The organism is Aliamphritea spongicola (assembly GCF_017051665.1).
GTDB classification, from domain to species: Bacteria; Pseudomonadota; Gammaproteobacteria; order Pseudomonadales; family Balneatricaceae; genus Amphritea; species Amphritea spongicola.
The window spans coordinates 317,996-339,405 of record NZ_JAFIDL010000002.1; the positions used below are offsets into that span (position 1 = coordinate 317,996).

Annotated in this window: 27 protein-coding genes; 4 read left to right on the forward strand and 23 right to left on the reverse strand. The window is 51.9% G+C overall.

The features are described from left to right. Positions 1 to 4: 4 nt before the first annotated feature. The 21 genes from JYB63_RS08025 to JYB63_RS08125 form a co-directional block, all read right to left on the reverse strand. Positions 5 to 664 carry a hypothetical protein gene (locus tag JYB63_RS08025; RefSeq protein WP_205657338.1) on the reverse strand — a complete coding sequence of 220 codons (660 nt, stop codon included), beginning with the start codon at positions 662 to 664 and terminating at the stop codon, positions 5 to 7. Then, complete coding sequence (locus tag JYB63_RS08030; protein WP_205657339.1) at positions 664 to 1,194, reverse strand: hypothetical protein; 531 nt, start codon at positions 1,192 to 1,194, stop codon at positions 664 to 666. Before JYB63_RS08030 ends, JYB63_RS08025 begins: the two co-directional genes overlap by 1 nt. A 108-nt stretch (positions 1,195 to 1,302) precedes the next feature. Next, positions 1,303 to 1,917 carry a hypothetical protein gene (locus JYB63_RS08035; protein ID WP_205657340.1) on the reverse strand — a complete coding sequence of 205 codons (615 nt, stop codon included), beginning with the start codon at positions 1,915 to 1,917 and terminating at the stop codon, positions 1,303 to 1,305. A gap of 128 nt (positions 1,918 to 2,045) precedes the next feature. Next, positions 2,046 to 2,774: a hypothetical protein gene (locus tag JYB63_RS08040; RefSeq protein ID WP_205657341.1), complete on the reverse strand. Its 729-nt coding sequence runs from the start codon at positions 2,772 to 2,774 to the stop codon at positions 2,046 to 2,048. Between the two features lie 12 nt (positions 2,775 to 2,786). After that, a complete protein-coding gene (locus JYB63_RS08045; RefSeq protein WP_205657342.1) occupies positions 2,787 to 3,365 on the reverse strand; it encodes a YmfQ family protein in 579 nt (192 codons plus the stop codon). Continuing rightward, positions 3,350 to 4,405 (reverse strand): baseplate J/gp47 family protein, encoded by a 1,056-nt coding sequence (locus JYB63_RS08050; RefSeq protein WP_205657343.1) that lies wholly within the window; start codon positions 4,403 to 4,405, stop codon positions 3,350 to 3,352. Before JYB63_RS08050 ends, JYB63_RS08045 begins: the two co-directional genes overlap by 16 nt. Further along, positions 4,389 to 4,865 carry a phage GP46 family protein gene (locus JYB63_RS08055; RefSeq protein WP_205657344.1) on the reverse strand — a complete coding sequence of 159 codons (477 nt, stop codon included), beginning with the start codon at positions 4,863 to 4,865 and terminating at the stop codon, positions 4,389 to 4,391. Before JYB63_RS08055 ends, JYB63_RS08050 begins: the two co-directional genes overlap by 17 nt. Next, positions 4,862 to 5,398 carry a phage baseplate assembly protein domain-containing protein gene (locus tag JYB63_RS08060; protein ID WP_205657345.1) on the reverse strand — a complete coding sequence of 179 codons (537 nt, stop codon included), beginning with the start codon at positions 5,396 to 5,398 and terminating at the stop codon, positions 4,862 to 4,864. Before JYB63_RS08060 ends, JYB63_RS08055 begins: the two co-directional genes overlap by 4 nt. Continuing rightward, the gene (locus tag JYB63_RS08065; RefSeq protein ID WP_205657346.1) at positions 5,395 to 6,504 is read right to left on the reverse strand and encodes a phage baseplate assembly protein; all 1,110 of its coding nucleotides are present in this window, start codon (positions 6,502 to 6,504) and stop codon (positions 5,395 to 5,397) included. Before JYB63_RS08065 ends, JYB63_RS08060 begins: the two co-directional genes overlap by 4 nt. Beyond that, positions 6,501 to 7,697: a DNA circularization protein gene (locus tag JYB63_RS08070; protein WP_205657347.1), complete on the reverse strand. Its 1,197-nt coding sequence runs from the start codon at positions 7,695 to 7,697 to the stop codon at positions 6,501 to 6,503. Before JYB63_RS08070 ends, JYB63_RS08065 begins: the two co-directional genes overlap by 4 nt. 12 nt (positions 7,698 to 7,709) lie before the next feature. Continuing rightward, the gene (locus JYB63_RS08075) at positions 7,710 to 9,047 is read right to left on the reverse strand and encodes a glycine zipper domain-containing protein (protein ID WP_205657348.1); all 1,338 of its coding nucleotides are present in this window, start codon (positions 9,045 to 9,047) and stop codon (positions 7,710 to 7,712) included. Positions 9,048 to 9,181: 134 nt separating this feature from the next. Continuing rightward, a complete protein-coding gene (locus JYB63_RS08080; RefSeq protein WP_205657349.1) occupies positions 9,182 to 9,559 on the reverse strand; it encodes a phage tail assembly protein in 378 nt (125 codons plus the stop codon). A gap of 14 nt (positions 9,560 to 9,573) precedes the next feature. Beyond that, on the reverse strand, positions 9,574 to 9,924 hold the full coding sequence (locus JYB63_RS08085) for a phage tail tube protein (RefSeq protein WP_205657350.1): 351 nt from the start codon (positions 9,922 to 9,924) through the stop codon (positions 9,574 to 9,576). A 23-nt stretch (positions 9,925 to 9,947) separates the two neighbouring features. Then, complete coding sequence (locus JYB63_RS08090; RefSeq protein WP_205657351.1) at positions 9,948 to 11,405, reverse strand: phage tail sheath subtilisin-like domain-containing protein; 1,458 nt, start codon at positions 11,403 to 11,405, stop codon at positions 9,948 to 9,950. Between the two features lies 1 nt (position 11,406). After that, the gene (locus tag JYB63_RS08095) at positions 11,407 to 11,589 is read right to left on the reverse strand and encodes a DUF2635 domain-containing protein (RefSeq protein ID WP_205657352.1); all 183 of its coding nucleotides are present in this window, start codon (positions 11,587 to 11,589) and stop codon (positions 11,407 to 11,409) included. Between the two features lie 2 nt (positions 11,590 to 11,591). After that, positions 11,592 to 12,146 carry a phage protein Gp37 gene (locus JYB63_RS08100; RefSeq protein WP_205657353.1) on the reverse strand — a complete coding sequence of 185 codons (555 nt, stop codon included), beginning with the start codon at positions 12,144 to 12,146 and terminating at the stop codon, positions 11,592 to 11,594. Between the two features lie 193 nt (positions 12,147 to 12,339). Beyond that, positions 12,340 to 12,648 (reverse strand): DUF2730 family protein, encoded by a 309-nt coding sequence (locus JYB63_RS08105; RefSeq protein ID WP_205657354.1) that lies wholly within the window; start codon positions 12,646 to 12,648, stop codon positions 12,340 to 12,342. Further along, positions 12,638 to 12,865, reverse strand: coding sequence for a TraR/DksA C4-type zinc finger protein (locus JYB63_RS08110; protein WP_205657355.1), 228 nt, complete (start codon positions 12,863 to 12,865; stop codon positions 12,638 to 12,640). Before JYB63_RS08110 ends, JYB63_RS08105 begins: the two co-directional genes overlap by 11 nt. After that, on the reverse strand, positions 12,865 to 13,269 hold the full coding sequence (locus tag JYB63_RS08115) for a 3TM-type holin (RefSeq protein ID WP_205657356.1): 405 nt from the start codon (positions 13,267 to 13,269) through the stop codon (positions 12,865 to 12,867). The genes JYB63_RS08110 and JYB63_RS08115 overlap by 1 nt, the downstream gene beginning before the upstream one ends. Further along, on the reverse strand, positions 13,266 to 13,772 hold the full coding sequence (locus tag JYB63_RS08120) for a M15 family metallopeptidase domain-containing protein (RefSeq protein ID WP_205657357.1): 507 nt from the start codon (positions 13,770 to 13,772) through the stop codon (positions 13,266 to 13,268). The genes JYB63_RS08115 and JYB63_RS08120 overlap by 4 nt, the downstream gene beginning before the upstream one ends. 121 nt (positions 13,773 to 13,893) lie before the next feature. Next, positions 13,894 to 14,328, reverse strand: a complete 435-nt coding sequence (locus JYB63_RS08125; RefSeq protein WP_205657358.1) for a Mor transcription activator family protein — start codon at positions 14,326 to 14,328, stop codon at positions 13,894 to 13,896. Between the two features lie 371 nt (positions 14,329 to 14,699). Here JYB63_RS08125 and JYB63_RS08130 point away from each other — a divergent pair, with 371 nt between their 5' ends. Continuing rightward, positions 14,700 to 15,398, forward strand: a complete 699-nt coding sequence (locus tag JYB63_RS08130) for a LexA family transcriptional regulator (protein ID WP_205657359.1) — start codon at positions 14,700 to 14,702, stop codon at positions 15,396 to 15,398. Positions 15,399 to 15,457: 59 nt separating this feature from the next. On the opposite strand, the gene JYB63_RS08135 is transcribed toward JYB63_RS08130, so the two are convergent. Next, entirely contained in the window at positions 15,458 to 18,667 is a 3,210-nt protein-coding gene (locus JYB63_RS08135) for a mechanosensitive ion channel domain-containing protein (RefSeq protein ID WP_205657360.1), read from the reverse strand. 101 nt (positions 18,668 to 18,768) lie between these two features. Here JYB63_RS08135 and JYB63_RS08140 point away from each other — a divergent pair, with 101 nt between their 5' ends. Together JYB63_RS08140 and JYB63_RS08145 are read left to right on the forward strand one after the other, a co-directional pair. Further along, a complete protein-coding gene (locus tag JYB63_RS08140) occupies positions 18,769 to 19,149 on the forward strand; it encodes a hypothetical protein (RefSeq protein ID WP_205657361.1) in 381 nt (126 codons plus the stop codon). 12 nt (positions 19,150 to 19,161) lie between these two features. Further along, positions 19,162 to 19,722 (forward strand): LOG family protein, encoded by a 561-nt coding sequence (locus JYB63_RS08145; RefSeq protein WP_205657362.1) that lies wholly within the window; start codon positions 19,162 to 19,164, stop codon positions 19,720 to 19,722. Between the two features lie 53 nt (positions 19,723 to 19,775). Here JYB63_RS08145 and JYB63_RS08150 read toward each other — a convergent pair whose 3' ends face one another. Beyond that, positions 19,776 to 20,141, reverse strand: coding sequence for a hypothetical protein (locus JYB63_RS08150; protein WP_205657363.1), 366 nt, complete (start codon positions 20,139 to 20,141; stop codon positions 19,776 to 19,778). A 208-nt stretch (positions 20,142 to 20,349) separates the two neighbouring features. Here JYB63_RS08150 and JYB63_RS08155 point away from each other — a divergent pair, with 208 nt between their 5' ends. Beyond that, positions 20,350 to 21,408, forward strand: coding sequence for an energy transducer TonB (locus tag JYB63_RS08155; RefSeq protein ID WP_205657364.1), 1,059 nt, complete (start codon positions 20,350 to 20,352; stop codon positions 21,406 to 21,408). Positions 21,409 to 21,410: the final 2 nt, after the last annotated feature.

Genomic DNA, 21,410 nt, shown 5'->3' on the forward strand with positions numbered 1-21,410 from the left:
TAGTTTAGATACGGAACAGATTACGGAGTTTTTGAGAGGTCTGGGAAATCAGAGTATTTGTTACAGAAGCAGGCAATTGTGGCTGCTGGACAGACAATTTATGTAGTTCTTGCTCAAGAAGAGTTTCAATTTTAGACATCAATGGTTTTAGTTCAGAGATGTCAGTAACAGCGTTTATCTGTTGTTTGGCATCAGCCTGTATACCGTCTATTAAAGCCATTTTTATCGCGTAATCATTTGCTTTTTGAAGCTGTTTTTCAGTTAGCTCTTTGATAGTTTCACCGCGGTTACGCTTTGCGGTTTCTATTGAAACAATGGAAATATCCGAGGTTGAACTTTTACCTGATACGATGCGTTCAGCTCTGCGAGATTTTTCAGGCCAGTTAGTAATTTGATGTTGGTTAGCATTACCGGTAACAAGGTTATGGTGTCGTAAAATCAGACTTGCCAAAGATGTTAAGCATTGCTGTTTTGAGCCCTCCAACAGGGCAGTGTTGTCTTCAATTACGTAGCCATTTTTAAATATCAGATAGGGTGAATTTGGAATATCCCCTTCATAAATTGTCGCGCCTGTTTTTTTGGCTTCTTCATGGATATTGGCAGTGTTACTTAATCCAATGACTGATACATGATCATTGTTGTCTATTTGAATAAGGTTCAGCATTAAAAATCTCCATATATCATTACTGTATAAAGACACGCCTGGTCTGTAGGTACACCATTGTTTTCAGCCACTGATACATCAAAGTAATCTGTACTAGCAGGGGCGACATCATATGGGTTCATTAAATTGTTAAGGTTGCCGCCAGAAGTAACTGAAGCGTAGTTAAGAGAAGGCATCGAGTCCGTGAAGCTGATTCTGTAGCGACCAGTGCTAATGCGGGAAACACTATTAACTCCAAAAGAGCTTTTAATGCTGACGTTTGTGCCTGCCATAAATACTACACCGCAAATAGGAGAGCGTACTTGCGTGAAAGCAGCTGTAGTTAATGCATTAATTGCAGATGTAAGTTGATCAGCTTTTGTGCTGTCTGGCGTTAAACCGCTGGCTTTAATAACGTTAATCAACTCATCAAATACCATATTCTGATAGGTCGCAGAGTCTTTACTTGGCGGAATGTTATTGACCGGATCACCGTCGGTGAATTTACCGTTATGCAGTCGGGCACCGGCGTCGGATGCTGGGTAATCCATATATGAATTCTCCTGTTTTTGGTGAAAAAAAGGCAAACGAATTCCATTGCTGATGTTTATCAGCAAGACAGGTTTGCCTTATGAGGAAAGGGTGAATAGGGTGGAACGTTAGCTGATAGAAGCTAGCTGGGTGTCGAGGTTTTGCTTTAAGCTAATAAGTAATGCTTCCGCTTCAGTCGGATCTGCCATTGCTGAAACCTGTTTACCTGCAGCTTTAACCCAGCCGTCAATAATGGCCGTTTTTAAGTGTAAAGCGTTGGCTTTTTTCAGTTGCAGCTGTGCCAGTTGCTCCGGTGTTTCACCCAGGTTCCGGGCTGTTGCCTCTGCCTGCAGAGCAGCTAAATCTGCAGCGGTTCCCATGCCTGCGATTGCGCGTTCAGCCCGGCGGGCTTTTTCGGCCCAGCCAATGGTTACCAAAATATCTGCAGCATTACTGATTTGCTGGCGAGCAAATGAGGCATCGGCCTGGAGTTGCTGGCTGAGCATGGTTTTTTGGGCCACCAGTTTTTTGGTCAGATTTGTTACCCATTTGTCTTCCTGCCATTCATCAAATTCACCGGGTTCGATGCTTGTAAGGTGATCAGGCAGTGGGCCTGTTTCTGAGTGTTCAACAGCCTCTTTAGTGTGTTTGTGCCAGACCGTGCCGCGCCAGTCTTCAGATATTGTCCATGCAGTGTTTTCTTTATTGCGGATGGCGATCTGATTTTTTTGTAAGTTCGGCACAGGGTCAGGAGTAGTGAAAGCCTGTTCGAAGTATTTGCCTGGTTGCTTTGGATTTTGTATTGCCGGTGCTTGGTGAGTATAGAATCCTGTGTCAGGGCTATAGTGGTTTAAGTACATTGTATGACTCCTTATTGAAACCAGAAGCTTTGCATCCAGGCAACGCTTCGTGGTTTTGTTTCTGATCCGCCTGTATGCCCTGTCATTTGACTACCACTGTAATTTGCATCATCGTTTCGTGCTTTAGAGCTATGGTAATCAACACCTGCATCCCTTCCATGTCTCGATAAAATCAGGCGATTATCTGCTGTTGTCGTGTGATTATGGGATTTCAATTCATCCGATTCCCATTGTCCCAGTAGCTGCTGCTGGTTTATTCCACGAGAGTTATCAAAAACTCGAATAAAATCTGCCTGTGTCATAGGGGCTCGGAAGGTTGTTGAACCATTACCTGTAGACCAACAACCAAAGCGCCCGTTAAGCCATTCAGTATCCGAAATAAAGATAATATTCCGGTCTTCATTATTTAATGCTTCCCACAGTTCAGAGTATTCAGAACGATCAAGTAATTGTCCGGAAAACTGTAGTGCTTTTGCTGGAGGTGTCTCCCCTAAATGCCAGAAAGGCTCTCCAAGGATTCTCCCACCGGATTTTAATTGCCGGATAATGCCAGCAAGCTGATCAGATTTAGTCTCATCAGGTGTGGCTCCACCTTCAGTGATGGCATTGATAAGCTCATCAAATACCATATTCTGATAAATCGCTGAGTCTTTACTTGGGGGAATGTTGTTGACGGGATCGCCGTCGGTAAATTTACCGTTTTGTAGCCGGGCACCGGCGTCGGATTTAGGATAATCCATAGTGTTCTCCTGTTAGTGATAACTGAATGTCATTAATCGGTGGGCGTGAACCAGGCGTTGCAGCACGCACTCCAGACGCTGGTTGTTCCAGCTGCGGTAGACGTCACCGTGGGGCTGGCCGAAGTGGCGCTCCTGATAGTTCAGAATGGGCGCATTCACTTGCCAGGTGTAGTTGCTGTCTTCATTGCCGAAAACTTCGCTGAAGCTGTCGCCATGCAAGCGTTCACGGTATTCAGTAATAGTGATTGGGAAGCCAAGGAGGGCTGCCAGAGCAATAAAAAACTCACGGCTTTGTCCGCCTCTGGACTGGTAAGCCTGAATCAGCGCGCTGCGCCGTTCCTGAAAGTTCTGGCTGCCTCCGCAGGCATGCGGCAAACCGTGCATCGTTTCCCATTCTTCAAACATCTCAAAGGCTTTGCTCGGGTGTGCTTCGTCCAGAATATCTTCAGCCCGTTTTTCTGTGCGGTGCAGCTCATGGGCGATGCCCTGAAGCAACTTAGCCAGTTCACTGTCGGTGTGTTTGGGCCAGGCCTGCCCTTGCGGCAACAGGGCGAGCAACTGGTCGCGGTAAGCGTCTATGCTGTTGGCCATGTGATGTCTCCCAGAATCGGAAACTCACCTGCCGCGCAGGTAAAGTCGTCACTCAGATTAATGCGGTGATCACGTTCTCCTGTCGCCAGGGAAATCGCTTCATTAATCTGGCTCAGGTAGATGGTGCCGCCGGGTTTTGCTTCCCGCTGCAGAAGGTCTTTCAGTTCTGCAGTAATGGCGGTGCGGGTTTTATCGTCATTCGGGGTTAGCCGGGTTAAGGTCAGATTCAATGCTTTGGCTGCCGGCGCGTAGATTTCTAATCGCTTCATACCTGCCGGGCGTACTGATTCCAGCTGTGCTTTTACCGCATCGATATGTGCCTGAGTGGGAATAGGCGTCGTCAGATTGTCGGTGACAAAACGAACCACAACTGTTCCCAGGCCCAGTGCATTCGGTGTACACCAAGCACGGGTAATGTCCGCATGAGCACCTTTGGTCCAGGCGATATAGTCCTGAGCACTGCCCCCCATTGGTGGATGCTTGCGGCGTTCAGCTAAACGTTCCCGAACCCGGCTGATGGTTTCTGCATCGGCACCACCGCTAAGGCTGATCACGCTGGCCTGAGTATCCACACCGGATACCGGAGTAATAAACTGGAGCGTTGTACCGGATATAAGATTACCAGCAGAGCCAGCTTCAGCTGCTTCTACCGGCAGGTTGGCAGTACCATTGGTCAGGCTGACCGTTTGTGTGCTGCGATAGATTTTCTGGTTGTCATCTTGCAGCAGAGTTTCCGCTGGAATGCTGACTCCGTTGTTGCCGGTCAGGGTTAGCAGTCCGCTGGCGTGACTGGCGGGTAAACGGTAGATCCCCATTTCTGCAGCCCGGCGGAGCAGGTTAGTGTCATCTGCGCTTTGGTCGAACAGTTGTTCAACGGTGTACTGCAGGTGGCCGTGCAGGCCATGCACAGCACCGGCAACGGCCTGCGCCAGAGGATAATAGATGTCGCCCCGGCTGCTGGCTGCCTGACCGCTGTAGCGTTCGATATCTACTGCGATTTGCTGGCGCAGCTGGGGCAGGGTTTTACGACTGAAGGGCATGTGAGCCTCCTGTTGCTGTCAGTGCCAGCTGATGTTCCCGGAACAGGTTGATCCAGTTGCCTTCGGGAAGCTGGCAGCCAATTTGAAATGCGATGCTGTCCAGATCAGTGCGCTCGGCACTGACCTGAAGGCTTAGCAAATGGTTTTCTTCAACCAACCATTGCAGTGCTTCTTCGGCAAAATCACGGGCTTTGCTGATGACGTCACGGGTGACTTTTTCCCGCTGTAACAGCCATAGCTTGCTGCCCAGGCTTTCACCGTCTGGCAGTTCTGAATCACCCCAGTAGCCCCGTAAGTCTTGCTGATTTCCGGCTTCCTCCTGGCTGGCCCGGGCATCCGTAAACAGGGATATTGTGACGGCGTTTTGCAGCCAGCTCAGTTGGTCAGCAGGGGCGGGTTTCAGATCAAGTTGTTGTTTGGTTGAGTGCCAGCCCAGTGCCGGCATGGTGGTTTGCTTCATGATGGATTTGCCTTATGGGTTGTCGCACCATTGGTTTCGTTATGCTGGTGATTAATCAGGCTGACGTTACTGTGCGAGATGACGTCCTGCGCCCTGATTACCCCGCTGCAATACAGCTCCGGAGCGTTCACCAGCACCTTGTTTGCTGACTGAATTTCAATACTCCGGTCGGCCCGGATATGTACCTTGTCACCCTGCTGGTTATAGATAGCGGTCTCACCTTCAGCTACCTCCAGCCGGTAACGGGCATCGCCAATCAACAGTGCAACGGTATGGCTACCGTTACCGTTGAATGACAGAGCAACCGCTTCTGCGCCATTCAGCGGATGGCTGGTAAAGCCAAAGGGTTCCAGGTGCTCGATATCCGCCAGGGTTTGATCGCCTTCAACCTGAAGCTGAAGTAAACGACGTTTTCCCCGATAACCGGCCCGGACCAAAGCGGCCCGTTGCAGGATGATTTTCAGCTTTCGGCTCAGGGGCGAGGTAAAGGCCTGAATTGCCCGGATAAGCTGATTAGGATTGAGCTGATTCATATGATGTACCCCGCTTCATCAAAAGCAGCACCGCTGTGCGGATCAGGGATTACTACCGGTTGGCTGACAACGGGTGTTTTGCCGGTTTCCGGTAGCAGAAATGCTTTTGGGGACATCAGTTTCAGCCGGGTGGTCGTGCCCTGGTTGTTCGCTGAGAAGGTCACTTCGGTGATGAGCAGTCTGGTATCTTTCAGGCCAAGAACAGAATCATTCACATTAATCAGTTCATTGGGTGCCCAGAGCCTACCTGTTGCAGTTTGTCGCCAGCCGGAAAGGGTGTAGCTGATGGTCTCGCTACGGCCACGGCGAACGTTGTTATGCCATTGGGCAAGACGTTTACATTCTTCGTTATCAACCGGATTATCTGCGCTGATGACAGTGGGGCGGTAGCGTCCGCGCTCAGTCTTAAATGATCCACGGGACTGATTAGCACGGGCGTCCTGGCCATTAATATCCGGGCGTTGTCCGGTGACGATATATTCGCTGAACAGGTCCCGGTGGCTGAATGAGCCGCTGGCAGAGGTTACATTGGTTCCCAGGTTAATTGCCGTATCTGTCTCCTGAGTACGGGTTCGGGTGATCAGCAGGTTGCCATCAGCATCTGAGATCAGTAGTACGCCTGTCTGGCGTGCCAGTTGTTCAAGAAATTCCCAGATAGGCTGGCCGTTATCCAGCGTCAAATCTTTGCTAAACGCTTTGTTGGCTTCCGTGGCACTCGGGTCGACTTTTACGTCAATGCCGAAAGGCTGACACAAGGCTTTAGCAATATTCTCCAGGCTGCGGCCTTTGGTTTGTTGCTTTCCGGTGGAGGAGCAGTCAACCAAATCCGCCAGTTTAGAGCGGCCACTGACGGATGCACTGTGCTGGGTGCTGTCGTAACTGCGTTCAATGTCATCAATGTAACCGCTGATTACCAGCTCATTTCCGGCGTAAAGCTGACAGGCTGCACCGGGCTGAATCAGGTGGGGCTGATTCACTGACTGCGCTTGTTCAGTCAGTGAGACGTTGAAGCGATGTGTACCCTGTTCAATGGATCGGGTGATACTGACATTGCTCCAGCCCTGATGCGTACGGCCTTCAATAAGCAGAATCAGTTCATCTTTCATAGCAGCACCTCCAGAGCGTGTCCGGCAGGTATAAAGCCCGGGTGGCTGATATTGTTGCGGCTGATCAGGTCAGCGGTGCGCTGGATATCACCGTACAGACGGTGGGCTGTTACTAAAGCGGGCTCTGCCCGTTGCAATTCAATGCTGCGGATTTGCTGCAGCCCCGGAGCAACGGTTTCAATATGCCGGATCAGGGCCGTTTGCAGTTCAGATAACGGCCCGTAAGCGGCATCGCTGCTTTGCTCGATCACCGTATCCAACTGATTAAGCAAAAAATCCCGTACAGCAATCGCCTGGCTGTAAGTACTGAAAGGCGTTTGTAGCTGGCTGATGTTCAGGGCCATACGGATGCAGGCTAATGCCTGAGTACTTTGATTCAGAGCATTCTGATTAACAGCCAGTTGCTGACGGCTGGGAGTATCCGTTTTGTTAACCACTGCTACTGTTGTTAACTCTCCACTGAATTGCTGATATTGGCTGAACAGGTCATCAATGTTGTCGGTTGTCTGGAAGGCCTGATAAAGCTGATCATCCAGAGTCTTCAATATGCGAGCCGGTGTTTGCGCTAATTCAGCAGCGCTCTGAACAGTGCTGGTGAGTGTCTGAACAGCATTGCCCGCTGCTTGCACAACCGCCTGAACCTGCTCTCCGGTAGCACGGATGGCCGTTGTTAACTGGTTAAGCTGGCTGGTAGCAGCATCCTGAACAAACTGCGCCTGGCGCTGTAATTTGAAGACTGCTTCAAAGTCTTTCATGACGGCAGCTTTGCTGCTGTCACAACTTTGTTCCAGTTGGTGTTTGCTGGTCAGTTTTGCAATCGGATACTGCCTTTTACCAGCGCGTACGTAGTTCAGATCAATCTGACAATAACCTCCTTTACGGGTTGATATTGTCCAGCTGAAATCTTTTACCTGAATGTACATGCTGCCCAGATAAGGATGGATCAGTTTGCCTGCGCCCGGTGAGTTCAATGCTGCAAACAGCTTTTCCCGCTGCAGATCATAGTCAGCACCGATCACGAACATTTGCAGCCGTTCATTAGCGGCTGTCTGGCCCATATCCTCAGCCCAGTGTTGTGACTGGTTCAGATACTGGTGCACTGCAACCCGGCGGCCTCCCTGGCCAGTGGCAGTGTCGATATGAAAGCTCACCCCACGGAAGGAGGCTGGCTGTAGACGTTGTTGCCAAGTCATGATTGTTCTCCTTTAGTGTGCCAGCATGGTGCTGCCGGAAATGTCCGTATGTTGGGCTGCATCACCGCGTGCTTTGACCTCAGTGCGGTCGTCTTTGACGTTGATGTCGAGATAAGTAGAGAGTTTCTGGGAGAGTTCTCCGCCGGCTAACTCACCGCCTAAGCCTCCCAGCAAGCCACCAATAATCGTGCCGACGCCAGGTAAAATGGCGGTGCCAATTGCAGCGCCAAGCGCTGCGCCGCCCATACCGCCTGCGATGTTGCCGGTGTCTTGGATTTTCTGTGAGGTGCTCTGATCACTGTTCCAGGTAGTGAACAGGTCGTATGCCGCCAGCATTCGGAACGGACCGAATTTCTTAGCCTGTTTGAATAGCCCGCCAGCAGCTTCTTTTCCTGAAGACCACAGAGTATTGAGCCCTGATTTGGATGAGGAAATCAGGTTTTTTGAGATATTTGCAGTGTCATTTTTCAGATTAGTGAAGCTTGTTCCTATGCTTGAAAAGAATCCGGAAGTATGTTTTTTACCGGCGGACCAAAAGCTACTCAGGCTATTTTTAACTTTGCCTGTTACGTCATGGATTGCTTTATGTGCTGTTTGTGCAGCTGTGGAAAGCTTGGCTTTCAGATAGGTGCCAGAACCTGTAATGCCCAGCATGCCTGCGGTTGCTCCGGGCAGAGCTTTGCCTGCATTAAGAGCGCCACGACCAATATTTTTGATCCAACTCCCTAATCTGCCGAGACGCGACTTGCTTTTGTTTTGATTTTTTTTACCATCCTTGTCGCCGATGTCCGGGCCGTAGTTGCCTCCAGCACCGATGTTTCTGACTGAAGCAATAACTGATTTGTCCCAATCGACGACATGGACTTGCTGGACATTGTGATTATCTCCGCCAGTTAAAGCTCCCAGGAATCCATTTTTTTCTATGGCTTTAATAACAGTACGGACTTGTTTGCCAAGTTTTGCGGTGGCCGCAATGCCAGCAACACCAGCAGTAATAATCCCTGCCGCCGTAATCAGGGCATTTTGGTTATCAGTACTGAGCCCTTGAACTGCGTTTTCTATGCCCTTTAGCGGTGCGAGTAGTAGCTGATCGCGGCGAGATTTTATTTGTTCTAAAGGTGTTTGGTCAGATGATTTTGCTGAGGTCTTATTGCCTGTTTGGATCGAATCAATTTTTGTTTGTAGTTGCTGAAATTTAGCTGCGGTTCCATCCAGAACGCGGCTTAGGTTCAGATAGCTTGCTTGCAGGTTGGTGGATGTCTCCAGTTTTTGTAGAGGCAGGGTGCTGGCAATCTTTGCTTCGCCTCGTCCACTCAGGGCTTCGGCAAGCGTCAGATTATAAGTGCTCATAGTTAGCCCTCTGTTCGCTGGGGGTGAGTGCGGTTCTGACCGAGGTAAATACCCCGATCAGTTGCCGCTCGGAAAGGTTTAGGTAATTGCTGCGGGACCAGTGCAGGCGCAGTGACAGCGTCACGATGGCCTGTTCAATTTGTCTGGTCCGCAGCTGCAGATCGCCCCCGCGCCTCAAGCGCATTGACGATGGCTGTGTCCAGTGCGGCGACGCCCTGGTGCAGAATCTCCAGATCCTTGTTGGAGAGCAGGCTGAGCTGCTCCCGTTCCAGAGGACCGTCAACGGAGCCGATACTGGCAACCTGTCGCCGCAGGGTGTTAATACCCATTAGCGTATTGCTGGTTACCAGTGCCGGTTCTGCACCGTTGGCGCCGGGCACCATGATCAGGCGTTCGGATTCTTCCATGGCAGCGATCAGATCGCCGGCTGATAATTCGCGCAGCACTACTTTGGTGTGTCGCTCATCGCCGATTGTCAGGCCTTTTTCCAGTGTTACCGTGTGTTGAGTCATGTGCCCGGCTCCTTTTAGCTAACAGGGTCTGCAGAAATGCCCGTCATTTGCATGTCAATTTCGCCACCGGACAGTTTGGGTGGCTGAGATGTCCATGCGTTGCGTACCAGCCATGACTGGCCGTTATCGTCCTGAATATTGACGTTAACGTTGGTCAGATTGCGTAGCTGGTTCAAATCAGTACCGGCAATGTTGGGTATTTTGAACTGAACAGTGGGTGCGACCGGTTCTTCGGTGTAACCGGCGACGCCCAGATCAGTCATGACCGCGTCCCGTTTTTCACCGCCGGGATCGAATGAGCCGGAAGATGCGTGAAGCCGGCCCAGGCCGGGAATGTCGAAGTAGAGTTTTTTTGCGATTTTCATAAGATTTCCTTGTAATCAGGCGGTTAAACGATGAACTGTTGCTTGCCAGCGAAGACCCGTGCCTGGTTAACCAGGTTTGGAGTGTCGCGCCAGTTGAGGCGGTTCCGGTCACTGACGTCACGCTCGACGATGAGCTGTTTGTCGTAACCGGAGTAATCTTCTACCCAGCCTTTCAGTTCCATTTCCTGATACAGCGCTAGCAGTTCGCCGCGGATGATTTTCGGGGTGATGATGGCCTGACCCGGACCATAGTTGGTGCCGTCGCCAGCCAGCTTATGACGTGGGTATTTCTGAGTGATCATCTGGCGCTGTTCGAAGCGGATACGTTCCAGGGTTTCCGGGGTACAGATATCCAGATAGCTGGCGTCGTCCAGACCGGCGCTGTTGGTTTGGTACATGCTGATCTGACGTTCAATGCGGGTTGTACCGTCGCGGTCTACCGTAAATGTACTGATGCCGTCATACAGTTGCAGGTTACGTTCCTGGCGGGTCCAGGTTTTGTCCTGTGAAGGAGCAAGGAAGCCGGTCAGTTTCAGGGTTTGCAGCGGACGGGCCGGATCAATACTCAATGACAAACTTGCAACGGCAGCGTTGATTGTTGCCGCAATGTAAGCCGGGGTAGGGCTGCTACCGGTGCCCAGACAGGTGACGTGAGGGTTATTGCGGGCACGGCCAAAAGTACCGGTTGCTGCATGCGTGCCAGCAATGGCGGTGAAAGCGCGGCAGCCGATCTGACGCATTGGGCCCCAGCGGGAATCCAGTTCGGTTTCCAGCGCGACCAGGTTGGCAGTATCAGTGTAAGGATTGATGATCCAGTTGTACCACTCGTCTCCCATTGCATCGATAGCCGGTGTGACGGATGGGTTACCGCTGCCGGAGCTGAGTGCGTTGATAGTCAGTGCCAGACCGGCAGGCATCTGTTCGCCGTAATAACCGGCACGGATGTCCAGTCCATTAAAGGCTTCGCCTTTGTGGCGGGCTGTCACGGTAACGGTTGCAGCGCTTACCGATGCAGTGACCGGCAAATCTGCTTTTGCATTAATGGCTGCGTTAATGGCTGTGGCGACGGCTTCTGCAGTTGCACCGGCTGTAATGCCGACCCGTACCCGTTCACCACCGATGTACAGTTCCAGAGTGCCGCTGCCGGTAGGCGCGCTTGTTACTTGTACAGAGCCTGCTGCTTTAACACCGGAAGATGCATCATCCAGCGCGATAACCCATAGCTCAGTTTCGGTGTTCGCTTTGAAGAAGGCGCTCAGCATATTGGCCAGCATTGAGCCGCGGCCAAACAGTGTGGTTGCCTGCGCCGGATTAGTAACCCGAACAGGCTGGTTAGCGGCCTGGGAGCCTGTGCTCAGTTTTTGGCCGAAGGCTAACACTTTGTGCATGAAACCGGTGGCACCGGCCAGCTCATTGTTGAATTCGATGTAAGCGCCCGGGGTACGCAGGCTGGCGGGGATAGCGTCAAAAGAAATTGCCATATCAGGACTCCTGTGGGGCAGTGGCTGTGGTAGGGGTAAATACGATCAGATCACCGTCCAGATGACGTCGGCGGTAATAACTGTTGTTCGGAACGGCACAGCCTTCGGCTGGCATATCTGTACCGTCTTCCATACGTACCATCAGGCCTTCAGCCGGTTTCAGGTACAGGGTTTTGTTGCTCATGGTTAATCTCCTTGCGGAAGTTCTGCCTGGCCGGATGCCAGGGGCTTGTTGTTAAGGTCGTTGTGGGTAGCGTGATAACGCTGCCACGGATCGATGCTGCCGCTGCTGTTTTGCGTCCAGCGCATCGGGAGTTCAAAGATCATTTCGTAACAGCTGATACCTGCACTGACGCTGCTGGTATCCAGCTGAAACTCGAGGTTCTTAAAGTTGAGAAGGTTGCGGATTTGCTTCAGTCGCAGGACGTCTTCCTGACCAAATTCCAGACCGTGTAAAGCGGGCAGTAGCTGTTCAATCATCTGGTAGATGCCGATTTCTGAAGCGTTACCGTTCAGATGTTTGGCAAACAGGAAAATGTGCCACCGCCCCAGTAACTGATCGCTCCACAGTTCCTGATAGCTACCCTGACTAAAGCTGACGTAAATAGCGGGGGCGGTCGTCAGCAGGGTGTTAACGGTTTTTGCGTCCCAGCGTCCCGGATGCCGTGCAATGTTTGGCACGGTGGCACTCAGCGTATCGCTGATGGTGCTGATTAATGTGGTTTCGGTATTTGCCAGCATTGGCGTGAGCCTCTTGAGCTGTTGTTCGTTACAGGGGGCTGGTGGGCTCTGTTGCCCGGTGCTCCCGATTGATGAGCACAGAATACCGATGGCAAAAATGCAGCGGGTTTAACCTGAGTTAGACATTTTTGTTAATGGTCGAAAAAAAGCGCCGGAAAGGGCGCAAAGGGGAAGGAGGGGGAGATAGCTGGCTTCAGTGCTTCTGCATCAGATGGTCGTGGACGCGCTGCAACATATAGGTGTTTTGCTGCAGGTTTGCCTTAATCCCGGCAATTTCAGCCCTGACGCTGGAGATGTCTTCATGGGTAGGGGCGTGTTTCAGGTTTTCTTCCATCGTGATGATGCGATGTTCCAGTTGTTCCAGCTGGTTATCCACCGCCTGAATTTTTTGTCGGTTCTGGTCCTGGCCGGTGCGTAGCCAGACAAACAGTGCTGTGGCCAGGGTAAAGATCCACTGGGATGCATCCAGCCAGAACTTGGCAGCATCCCAGTTAGCGAACATGGCTGAATTCCCAGAGTTCCTGGCAATCAATGCAGCGCGCCGCATTGGGTTTTGCACGCAGTCTTTTTGGCTGTATGGGCAGGTCACAGTCAATACAGATGACTTCACCGTCATGGTTGTACTGTTCCGGTTCATAATTATTTTGTTGCACGTGTAACAGTGCTTCCAGACGTTGCCGGGATTCCAGCAACTCCGCTTGATCGAGCATGTCAGGCATTAGTCTTTCCTCATGATTTCAGTAATTTTGGGTATGATTTTTTCTGCGCTCCGGCCCACCACATATCCCCCCAGACCGATTTGCAATAAGCTCCAGGCTTCACTTGCTAAGCGGAAGGTTGTGAGGCCAAAGGTGTCGGCAACGACCAGAGTCAGAAAGGTCAGCATTGTGATGGGGCGCCAGTTGCGCTGTAACCAGCTGGCCCCCTGGGCTTCGGCAGTAATCACGCTGGTTTTGGCTTTCAGTAATTGGGCTTCGTATGCCATTACCTGTGTCGCCAGATGTGTTTGCATTTCGAACAGACTTGCTTTGATTTGCAGGCGTTCGTCTTCAGAGGTGTGGATTTCGTCTATCAGTGTGCTGACCGGACGTACCAGTTCACCAAGAATATTCCAGATACTCATATCGGATAGGCCTCCCAGCTGAGTTCGAAGTGAGGCCCATCAGCGAATGCCGGCTGCTTTCGGGCTTTTTTCCGGCCTAAGTAGCTCTGGTGAGCCTGTTTTGCAGGTGTTTCATCATTGAGTAATTGCCAGCAACCACCCCAGACGACAGGTATTTCCAGTGTTTGAGCGGCTTGCCGAACAGCATCGGCAATCTGAAAATAATCCGGCCAGTTCCAGCTCAGTTGGTTATTGACCAGGGCGCCAAGATCCGCCGCATGGGAAACACTGCCGAGGTCAGGGCTGTATTTTGGTGTTCTGGCAAGGTGCCGGCTGTTGTTTGTACGTGAGTGGCCTGCATCGATAAGTTGTTGCTGACGCTGTGAGCTGCGAACTGTCTCGAGCACCGTAAAATCAACAGGCGTGTACTGAATGGCCAGTTCAATCACTTTGCGCAGATCCGGGTGGACCTGAGAAAGTTTGTTCTGTGAGCGTTGGCTCAGGTAGTAAATACAATCAGACATAATGCTCCCTGTAAGTTGAATTGAATGAATGACAGGGGAAAGGTTAGTGCTACAGCCCGGCTGGAAGGATTAACCTGAGTTAGATATTCAAGTGCCAGGCTGTCAGTCGATTATCGTGGTGTTATCCGTCGTTCTGCTTCAGACGTGTGTGACGGCGGTAATTTTGTTGTTGTTTCAGAATGCGATAGATATGGATATTGCTGAGCTGGTATTTGGCCGCCAGCGCTTCAGGTAACATGTTTCGTTCGCTCCAGTCCCGGTGTATCTCGACATCTCTGACCGCTTTTTTTAGCGCATCAGGTTTGGGAAGGTAAAAATAACGTCCTCCACAGTACACTGCCTGTTCTGCTAACAGTATGTGGCTGATTTTGCTGGCTTCCTGTTGGTTATAGCCTAAACGTTGCAGTGAAGCGCTGTAGATATCGATGAGGGCTGACAGATCCTTTGGCCATTTTTTTTGGACTTCTTCCGGAATGTCTTCCAGACGGCGTAACAGGTCTGCTGAGAAGTCAGTTGAAGAGGTTGATGCCGGTGTCTGTTGAGTAAGGTTTTGCATGTTGATAGTCCTTTATTGCAAGTGATGAATGGCAACCTCCGGTTCGGTTATGCTGACCGGGGTGCGGACATTTACGGGTCGGGAAGGCTAAGTCAGCAAAGGTGTGAGGCGCGACTTATTGCGAGCATTCCGTTTATTAATGTTGTTGTTCGCTATAAACAGCGAAATTTATCCTGAGAAAGCTATTCTGTTCGTCTGAAAGAGCCGCTGTGAATACAATCTATGTTCGTTTGTTTTTGCGAATATTAGGTTTATTTTGCGATACAGACAAGAGCTAATTAAAAAATATTTTGAATGTCTGATGGGGTTCGGTTAATATTGCGAACTTATTCTGGCCTGTTCTCAAAAAATCAAATTCTTATGGGCGTGTTATGCCGAAATCTAATTTCCGTTCCAACAATTCAGATGTGCCTTTAGTTGATTCTGAACAGTTTGCTTTCCGGCTCAGAGAGGCTTTTGCCGGCGAATCGACAAATGCTTTCGCAAAAAAATGCGGGGTTGGGGAAAGTTCATTACGCAGTTATCTGACCGGTTCCTTTCCGGGCATTGACCGCGCGGCACTGATTGCACAGGCTGCCAATGTTTCGCTGGAGTGGCTGATTACCGGAAAAGGTTCGATGTCTGCCAGCGCCACAGAATCTTCCAGTGAGTTGGAGCAGGAGTTTGCGTTAATACCTGGCTATAACATTCAGGTGGCTGCAGGAACTGGTATCGTGCCAGAGCATGAGCAGGCGACCCGTAAGCTTGCGTTTCGCCATAAGTGGTTGAAATACCGTGGTCTGAAAGAAAAAGATCTGGTCCTGGTATTTGCTAAGGGAGATAGCATGGAACCGGTGATCAGTGACAACAACACACTGATGATTGATACCAGTAAGCAGCGCCTGGAAGATGGCAGTATTTATGTGATCCGAAATAATGAGCACTTAGTGGTGAAGCGTATCCAGAATACCTTAAAGGGCTTTATCCTGATCAGTGATAACAAAGAATATGAACGGGTAGAAGTGTCGTACAACGAAGCCGATGACCTGCAGGTAATCGGCAAGGTTGTCTGGATTGGCAAGGATCTGTAAACGGTTACTGCTCAACACGCGGGCCATTTTATATATGGCGCCGCGTTTGAGGTCGTATTTTATTTATCATCATCCTGTTTAATCAGGCGTACATCCAGTTGCGGGAAGGCGATACAGATATCGTGCTTCTCAAAGTCCGCATTAATCTGCTGCAGAATGTCATGGGTGACCGGTAGTCGGTCGTCCAGATTGTTCAGATATAACCGCAAATCAAAGTTCAGGGTACTGTCACCAAAGGCATGGAAGTACGCCGCTGGCTGTGGCTCCGGCAACACTTTCGGATGGTTGCGTGCCGCCTGCAGAATGAGTGCCCGCACCAGATCTGTATCGGAGCCATAGGCAACCCCCACCTGTATTACTACCCGGGTAATCGGATCGCTCAGGGACCAGTTGATCAGCTGATCGGTGACGAAGGTTTTGTTAGGAATGATGACTTCCTTGCGGTCCCAGTCGGTAATGGTGGTGGCGCGGATCTGAATCCGGGTCACGGTGCCGGTGAGGCCGCCGACGGTGACGGTATCGCCGATACGGATCGGTTTTTCAAAGAGAATGATGATGCCGGATACAAAGTTGGCGACGATTTCCTGCAGACCGAAGCCCAGGCCTACACCCAGTGCGGCTACCAGCCACTGCAGTTTGGCCCATTCTACCCCGATCTGAGAAGCACCGGCGAGGATACTTACCACAATCAGGCTGTACTTGGTGATGGTGGTGATTGCGTATGAGGTGCCGGGAGTCAGGTCCAGATGTTTCAGCACCAGCAGCTCCAGCAGCCCGGGCAGGTTATAGGCGGCGAGGATGCTCAGGGAGATCACCAGCAAACCGGTAATGATGCCCAGCAGGGTGATATTCTCGGCAATCACACCGCCGCTGGTGACCACGGTGTTACTCCACAGGACGATTTCATCCAGTATCTGCAATGCCGGGATAAACTCTTTAAACAGCAGCCACAGGGCAACGAACAACAGGCTGACGCTGGTGGCTTTCAGCAGCACCTTGGCCTGATCGGAAATGGTGCTCAGGTTCAGGAAGTTTTCCTGCACAGGAGGCACTTCAGTGTTGTTTTCCCGGGCTTCCAGAATTTCACTGCGCCGGGCTTTGGCGCGGTCAAAGGCCAGCCGGCGTTCTTCGATCAGCAACCAGCGCATCCCCAGACGGTAGAAGGTGAATACGGAGAAGAAGATCATTGTGGTGATCAGCAACAGCAGCATGATAATGCCGCCGGTGAGCACATAACCCAGCAGGGCTTCGGCAATCAGCACTCCGTGTATCAGCACCAGAATGGCCAGCCATAACCGGGCACGCTGCCACCACCGGCGGGTTTCGGTGGCTTCGTTGATTTGCGGGGCAACCCGCCATAAGGCTGCCCAGAATCCGCCGGCCAGCATCGCCAGCAAGATAAATACTACCCGGCCAAGGCCTGAGTGGACTTCGGCGGAAGGGGTGGCGGTCAGATAAATCAGTGCCAGGGTGAGCGGGATACCCAGTAAATACAGCGGGTGGGCAATGCGTGCCAGGGTGGCACACAGCTCTTCCGGCACATCCAGATGGCGGTACAGCAGTCCGTATGGGCGGCGCAGCCAGAGCAGCAGCGACAGGTAAGCCCACATCAGCAGTGACAGGCTGATGCTCATTGGTTGCATGACGGGGGCAGGCACCGCAATCAGTTTCTGGGTGAGAAACCACAGCCCTGCCGGAACCGGTAAGCTGATCACCGGTGCCAGCAGCAGTAACCGCAGGCTGCGGGTAAATTTGTCCTGTACCACATTGCCCAGCTGTTCTGCCCACTGTTGCTCATGGCGGATCAGGTAGCGGAAGCTGTAAAAACTGATCCCGGTTAGCACTAGCAGCGTAAACAGGGAACGCAACCAGGCACCAGAGGCATTCATCTGGCTGTTGCTGATAATCTGTTGGGTGTGTTGCTGAATCGCCCCGAAACTGTCGGCGACATCCTGCAGGAAGCGGCGGTTTATCTCAGTGGTATTGGGCAACCAGATCAGGTAACGCTCCAGCAGCGCCTGCCCCTGTTCGATCTGTTTGTTGATATCGTTCTGAACCCCGAGCAGTTTCGCCCGCTCGTCCAGTTCCTGCGCATAGGCGGTTTCCAGCCGGGTGGTGAGCCCTTCCATATCATCCAGCAGCTGTTTGGCGCTCTGCTGTGCTTCCGGGTTGAGGTCAGAGACATTAAATGCCTGATTCAGTGCCTGCTGATTCAGCTCCAGATTTGCCAGCCGGACCTGATTAATCCGCTGCAGGTTAGGCTCAGTATCCTGGGTGGTGGCGAACCGTTCCGAGAGCTGTTTCAGCTCCAGACTGAAGGTGGTATCGGTGAGCTCCAGTTGTTGCTCAATGGCTTTATAACTTTGCCGTAACAGGGCTTGCTGGCGTTCCAGTGTCCGTCGCTGGGCAATGGCCTGCTCACTGCTTTGCAGGCTGTGGCGCAGTTTTTCAGAGAGTTTTTGATTGCTTTTAACGATCGGTTGCAGTGCTTCGGGGTACTCTTCTTCACCGGGGTCTTTCTTCAGGGCTTCCAGGGCCTGTTCGGCTTCAAGGCGGCGTTTGGTCTGAATCAGATCCTGCAATTCCTGCAGATAGGCTTTGTGGGCCGCAATCTGGCGGGACAGCAGCTCCAGTTGCAGCAGGTCGTAGTCCCGCTGGCTGGGTATGTTGAGAATCTCGAGCTCGAAGGCCTGAATGCGGGTGTTATTGAGAACGAAGCGGGCTTCCGCCAGTGTCTGGCTGCCGTTTTCACCGCTGGCCGGTGGTGCCGAGTCTTGCTTCAGCTTGGTGAGCTGGTCACGCAGGCCGGTGGATTTATCCTGATAATTGCTGACCTGATTATCGAGGGTGTTAAATTGCTGCTCCAGTGCCAGCAGGTTTGCCTGTGCCGGAGCCAGCCGGTTTTCCAGTTTTTCCAGCGGCTGTGAGCGCCAGTTTTTTGCGCCAACTGCCGGTTCCGGTGCAGCCAGCTGAGTCTGCAGTTCTTCAATCAGACCGGGGAGGTTGGCCAGGTTGTCCCGCAGCCGGGTTACCCGGGTTTCCAGCCGTTTGGTTTCCTGTAATGCGGAAAGGATTTGCTGGTAAATTTCCCGCTCTTTGCTGTTGGCCGGATTATCGGCATCCAGTGCATCCAGCTGTTGGCGGGTACTGTTGATCTGTTCAGTTATGTCGGCGCTGGCGAACTGGGTGAAGAGTATGGAAATACAAATTGTCAGCGCTAAAACTGCTGGTTGTAATCGGTCACAGAATGATGGATAAAGACGTTTCACAATGGCGTTCCCCGGTGGCACACAGCTTTAATAGTATTGGATAGAACCGGGCAATGTAAGGGAAATTATCTCAGTCCCGGAACAGATTAAGGAGCAACAGGATGGCGCTAGCCGGATTCAATTCAATACTACAGGCAGGGCTGTCAGCACTGCTGGCTATGTTACTGGCCGGTGCAGCCGTTGCCGCTGAAGAGCGTCCGCTGAGCGGTGCTGAGATTCAGCAACTGCTGGCGGGAAAAACCGCGTATCTGGATAACGGGGCGGTACAGACCTTCAGCAGTAATGGCAAAACGCTGTATTTCCACGAGCCACGTCCGCTGGAAACGGGCACCTGGAAGACCGATGGTAACGAATACTGCTCTGAATGGGGCGGTCGCTGGAGCTGCTATAAAATGACTGGTGACGGTGCTGACCGGATTACCTGGATCGGTGGCGGTACCACTTACCCGGCCCGGCTCGAAGCGGGCAATATCTTTGAATAATAAGGACATACGATGAAGGTAGCCGTATATTGCGGGTCCAGCATGGGCAATGATGAAGTTTATGCTGAAGCGGCCCGCGCACTGGGTAAATACTTTGCCGAACAAAATATCTCACTGGTCTATGGCGGCGGTAAAGTCGGTCTGATGGGCGTCGTTGCCGATGCTGTGCTGGATAATGGCGGTGAGGTGATCGGGGTTATTCCCACTCATCTGCAGCATAAAGAAATAGGTCATCCGGGCCTGACTGAGCTGATTGAAGTGCCGGATATGCATACCCGTAAAGCCAAAATGGCTGAACTGGCGGATGCTTATGTAGCCCTGCCCGGCGGTGCTGGCACCATGGAAGAGTTTTTTGAAATCTGGACCTGGGCGCAGCTTGGGCTCCACCGTAAGCCCTGTGCGTTGTATAACGTAAATGGCTTTTATGACAGCCTGCTGACGTTTATCCACAGTGCAAAGGATGCCGGATTTACCCGGGAAGCGTTTGCCGACATGATCATTGTGGCCAGCGAGCCTCAGCAATTGCTGGCGGCGTATCAGGGGTATGAGTCGCCGGCCGGGAAGTGGGGCTGAGTGGCTGAAGCCGCTGCCAGAACTGACTGGCAGCGGTTGTCATTTCCGGGTGATCAGTGTCCGAACTGATAGCCGGCCTGCATAATGAACGGGGCCCGGAAATCATCTTTCATGAAGTAATACACCCCCTGGGCTTCGTCGCTGACGATTGAATAGCATCCCCAGCCTGAGCCGAAATCTGAACAGTAGCGGTTATCTTCTGCTTTCCATTTGCCTTCAGACGGTTTGGCGTCTCCTTCTTTCATCCACAGGGTCAGGCCTGATTCTGAAAAATACTGGGAGGTTTTACCGCCGAAGTGTACGCCGGCTGTTGTGTTACCTTTCAGCAGGCTGTCGATTTGTTGAGTATTCAGTTCTGTTTCTGCTGCCTGAACACTGCCAGCCAGTAACAGCAGGGGGAGTAGGTTGCGAAAACGCATATCAGATATCCTTATTGTCTGATGGGAAGGGATAGGCATATGACCGGTGAAGTCCGGATTTGTTTCCGGAGGCTGCCTGCCGGGCAGTATGTCAGCCGCAAGCCGGTTCAGGTCGCGTTTGTATAACCGGACGAATTGCCCGGTTATGCTGCGGCGCTTATAATTTGACCGCTGGTTTTAAGCCCTCACCGAGCAATTGCCGTTGTATATGTCACGTACGTTTATCTGGATCCTGATTTCCCTGGCCCTGCATGCCCTGCTTGCATGGGGCTGGCTTTCGTACGTGCCGGAGAAAGCTGCCGGTGGTGGCAGTATTACGGTGAATCTGTCTGCCGGAACAGCCAGAGAGACATCTGCAATGTCTTCGAAAGAGCGGGCTGATACTGCCCAATCACAGGATCTTGCTTCGCCGCCATCAGAAGCCCCGGCTGAATTACCAACTGAGCAACCGGTTGCGCAAGCTCCGGAGCTTGCTCTAGAAACAGCTCCGGAAACGGCAGCGGAAGTGGTGGAAAATGTATCTGCTAAAGCAGCGCCTGCGGTCAGCGATAAAAAACCTGAACCGGTAGTGCAGCCAGTCAAACCTGAGGCCAGTAAGCCGCAGGTGACAGAGCGTATCGCTGCACCGGCAGAACCGACTGCAGAGCCACCTCAGAAGATCAAACCTGAATCTATTGCTGATGCCGCCCCTGTTGCGGTGGAAAAGAAAATAACCAAACCGCTGCCTGCGGCAAAACCGTCAGAGGTTGCTGAGGTAAAGCCCCCGGTAAAAGTGGATGATCCGGTTGTTCCGGCTGAAAAAACGGAGGTGGTTAAGTCAGAGCCGCAGCCAGTGGAGCCGACTGTAGAAGAGCCTGTGGAACCGTTTCTAGAAAAAGCACCGCCGCTTGCAGAGGCATTATCAGCTACAGAGTCCGGATCACAAAGTGCTGAACAGGCATCCGCTGCAGAGGATGCGGCGCAGGTCGGTGATGCAGCTCAGCCTGCCGACGGAGATTTTCTGCAAGCCCGGATTATGTCTGACCAGAAGCCGAAATATCCCCGCCGGGCCATTGCCCGTGATCAGCAGGGGCAGGTGAAGTTACGTCTGTTTCTGAATGCCCGGGGCGAGGTTGAGCGCTATGAAGTTATCGAAAGCAGTGGCTATAAACTGCTGGACAGGGCGGTACAGAATTTTGTTCAGCAGGAACGTTTTGTTCCTGCGACCCGTAACGGTCTGGCGGTGGCTTCCACACAAACCTTCTCGTTTACTTTCCGTTTGCAGTAGGG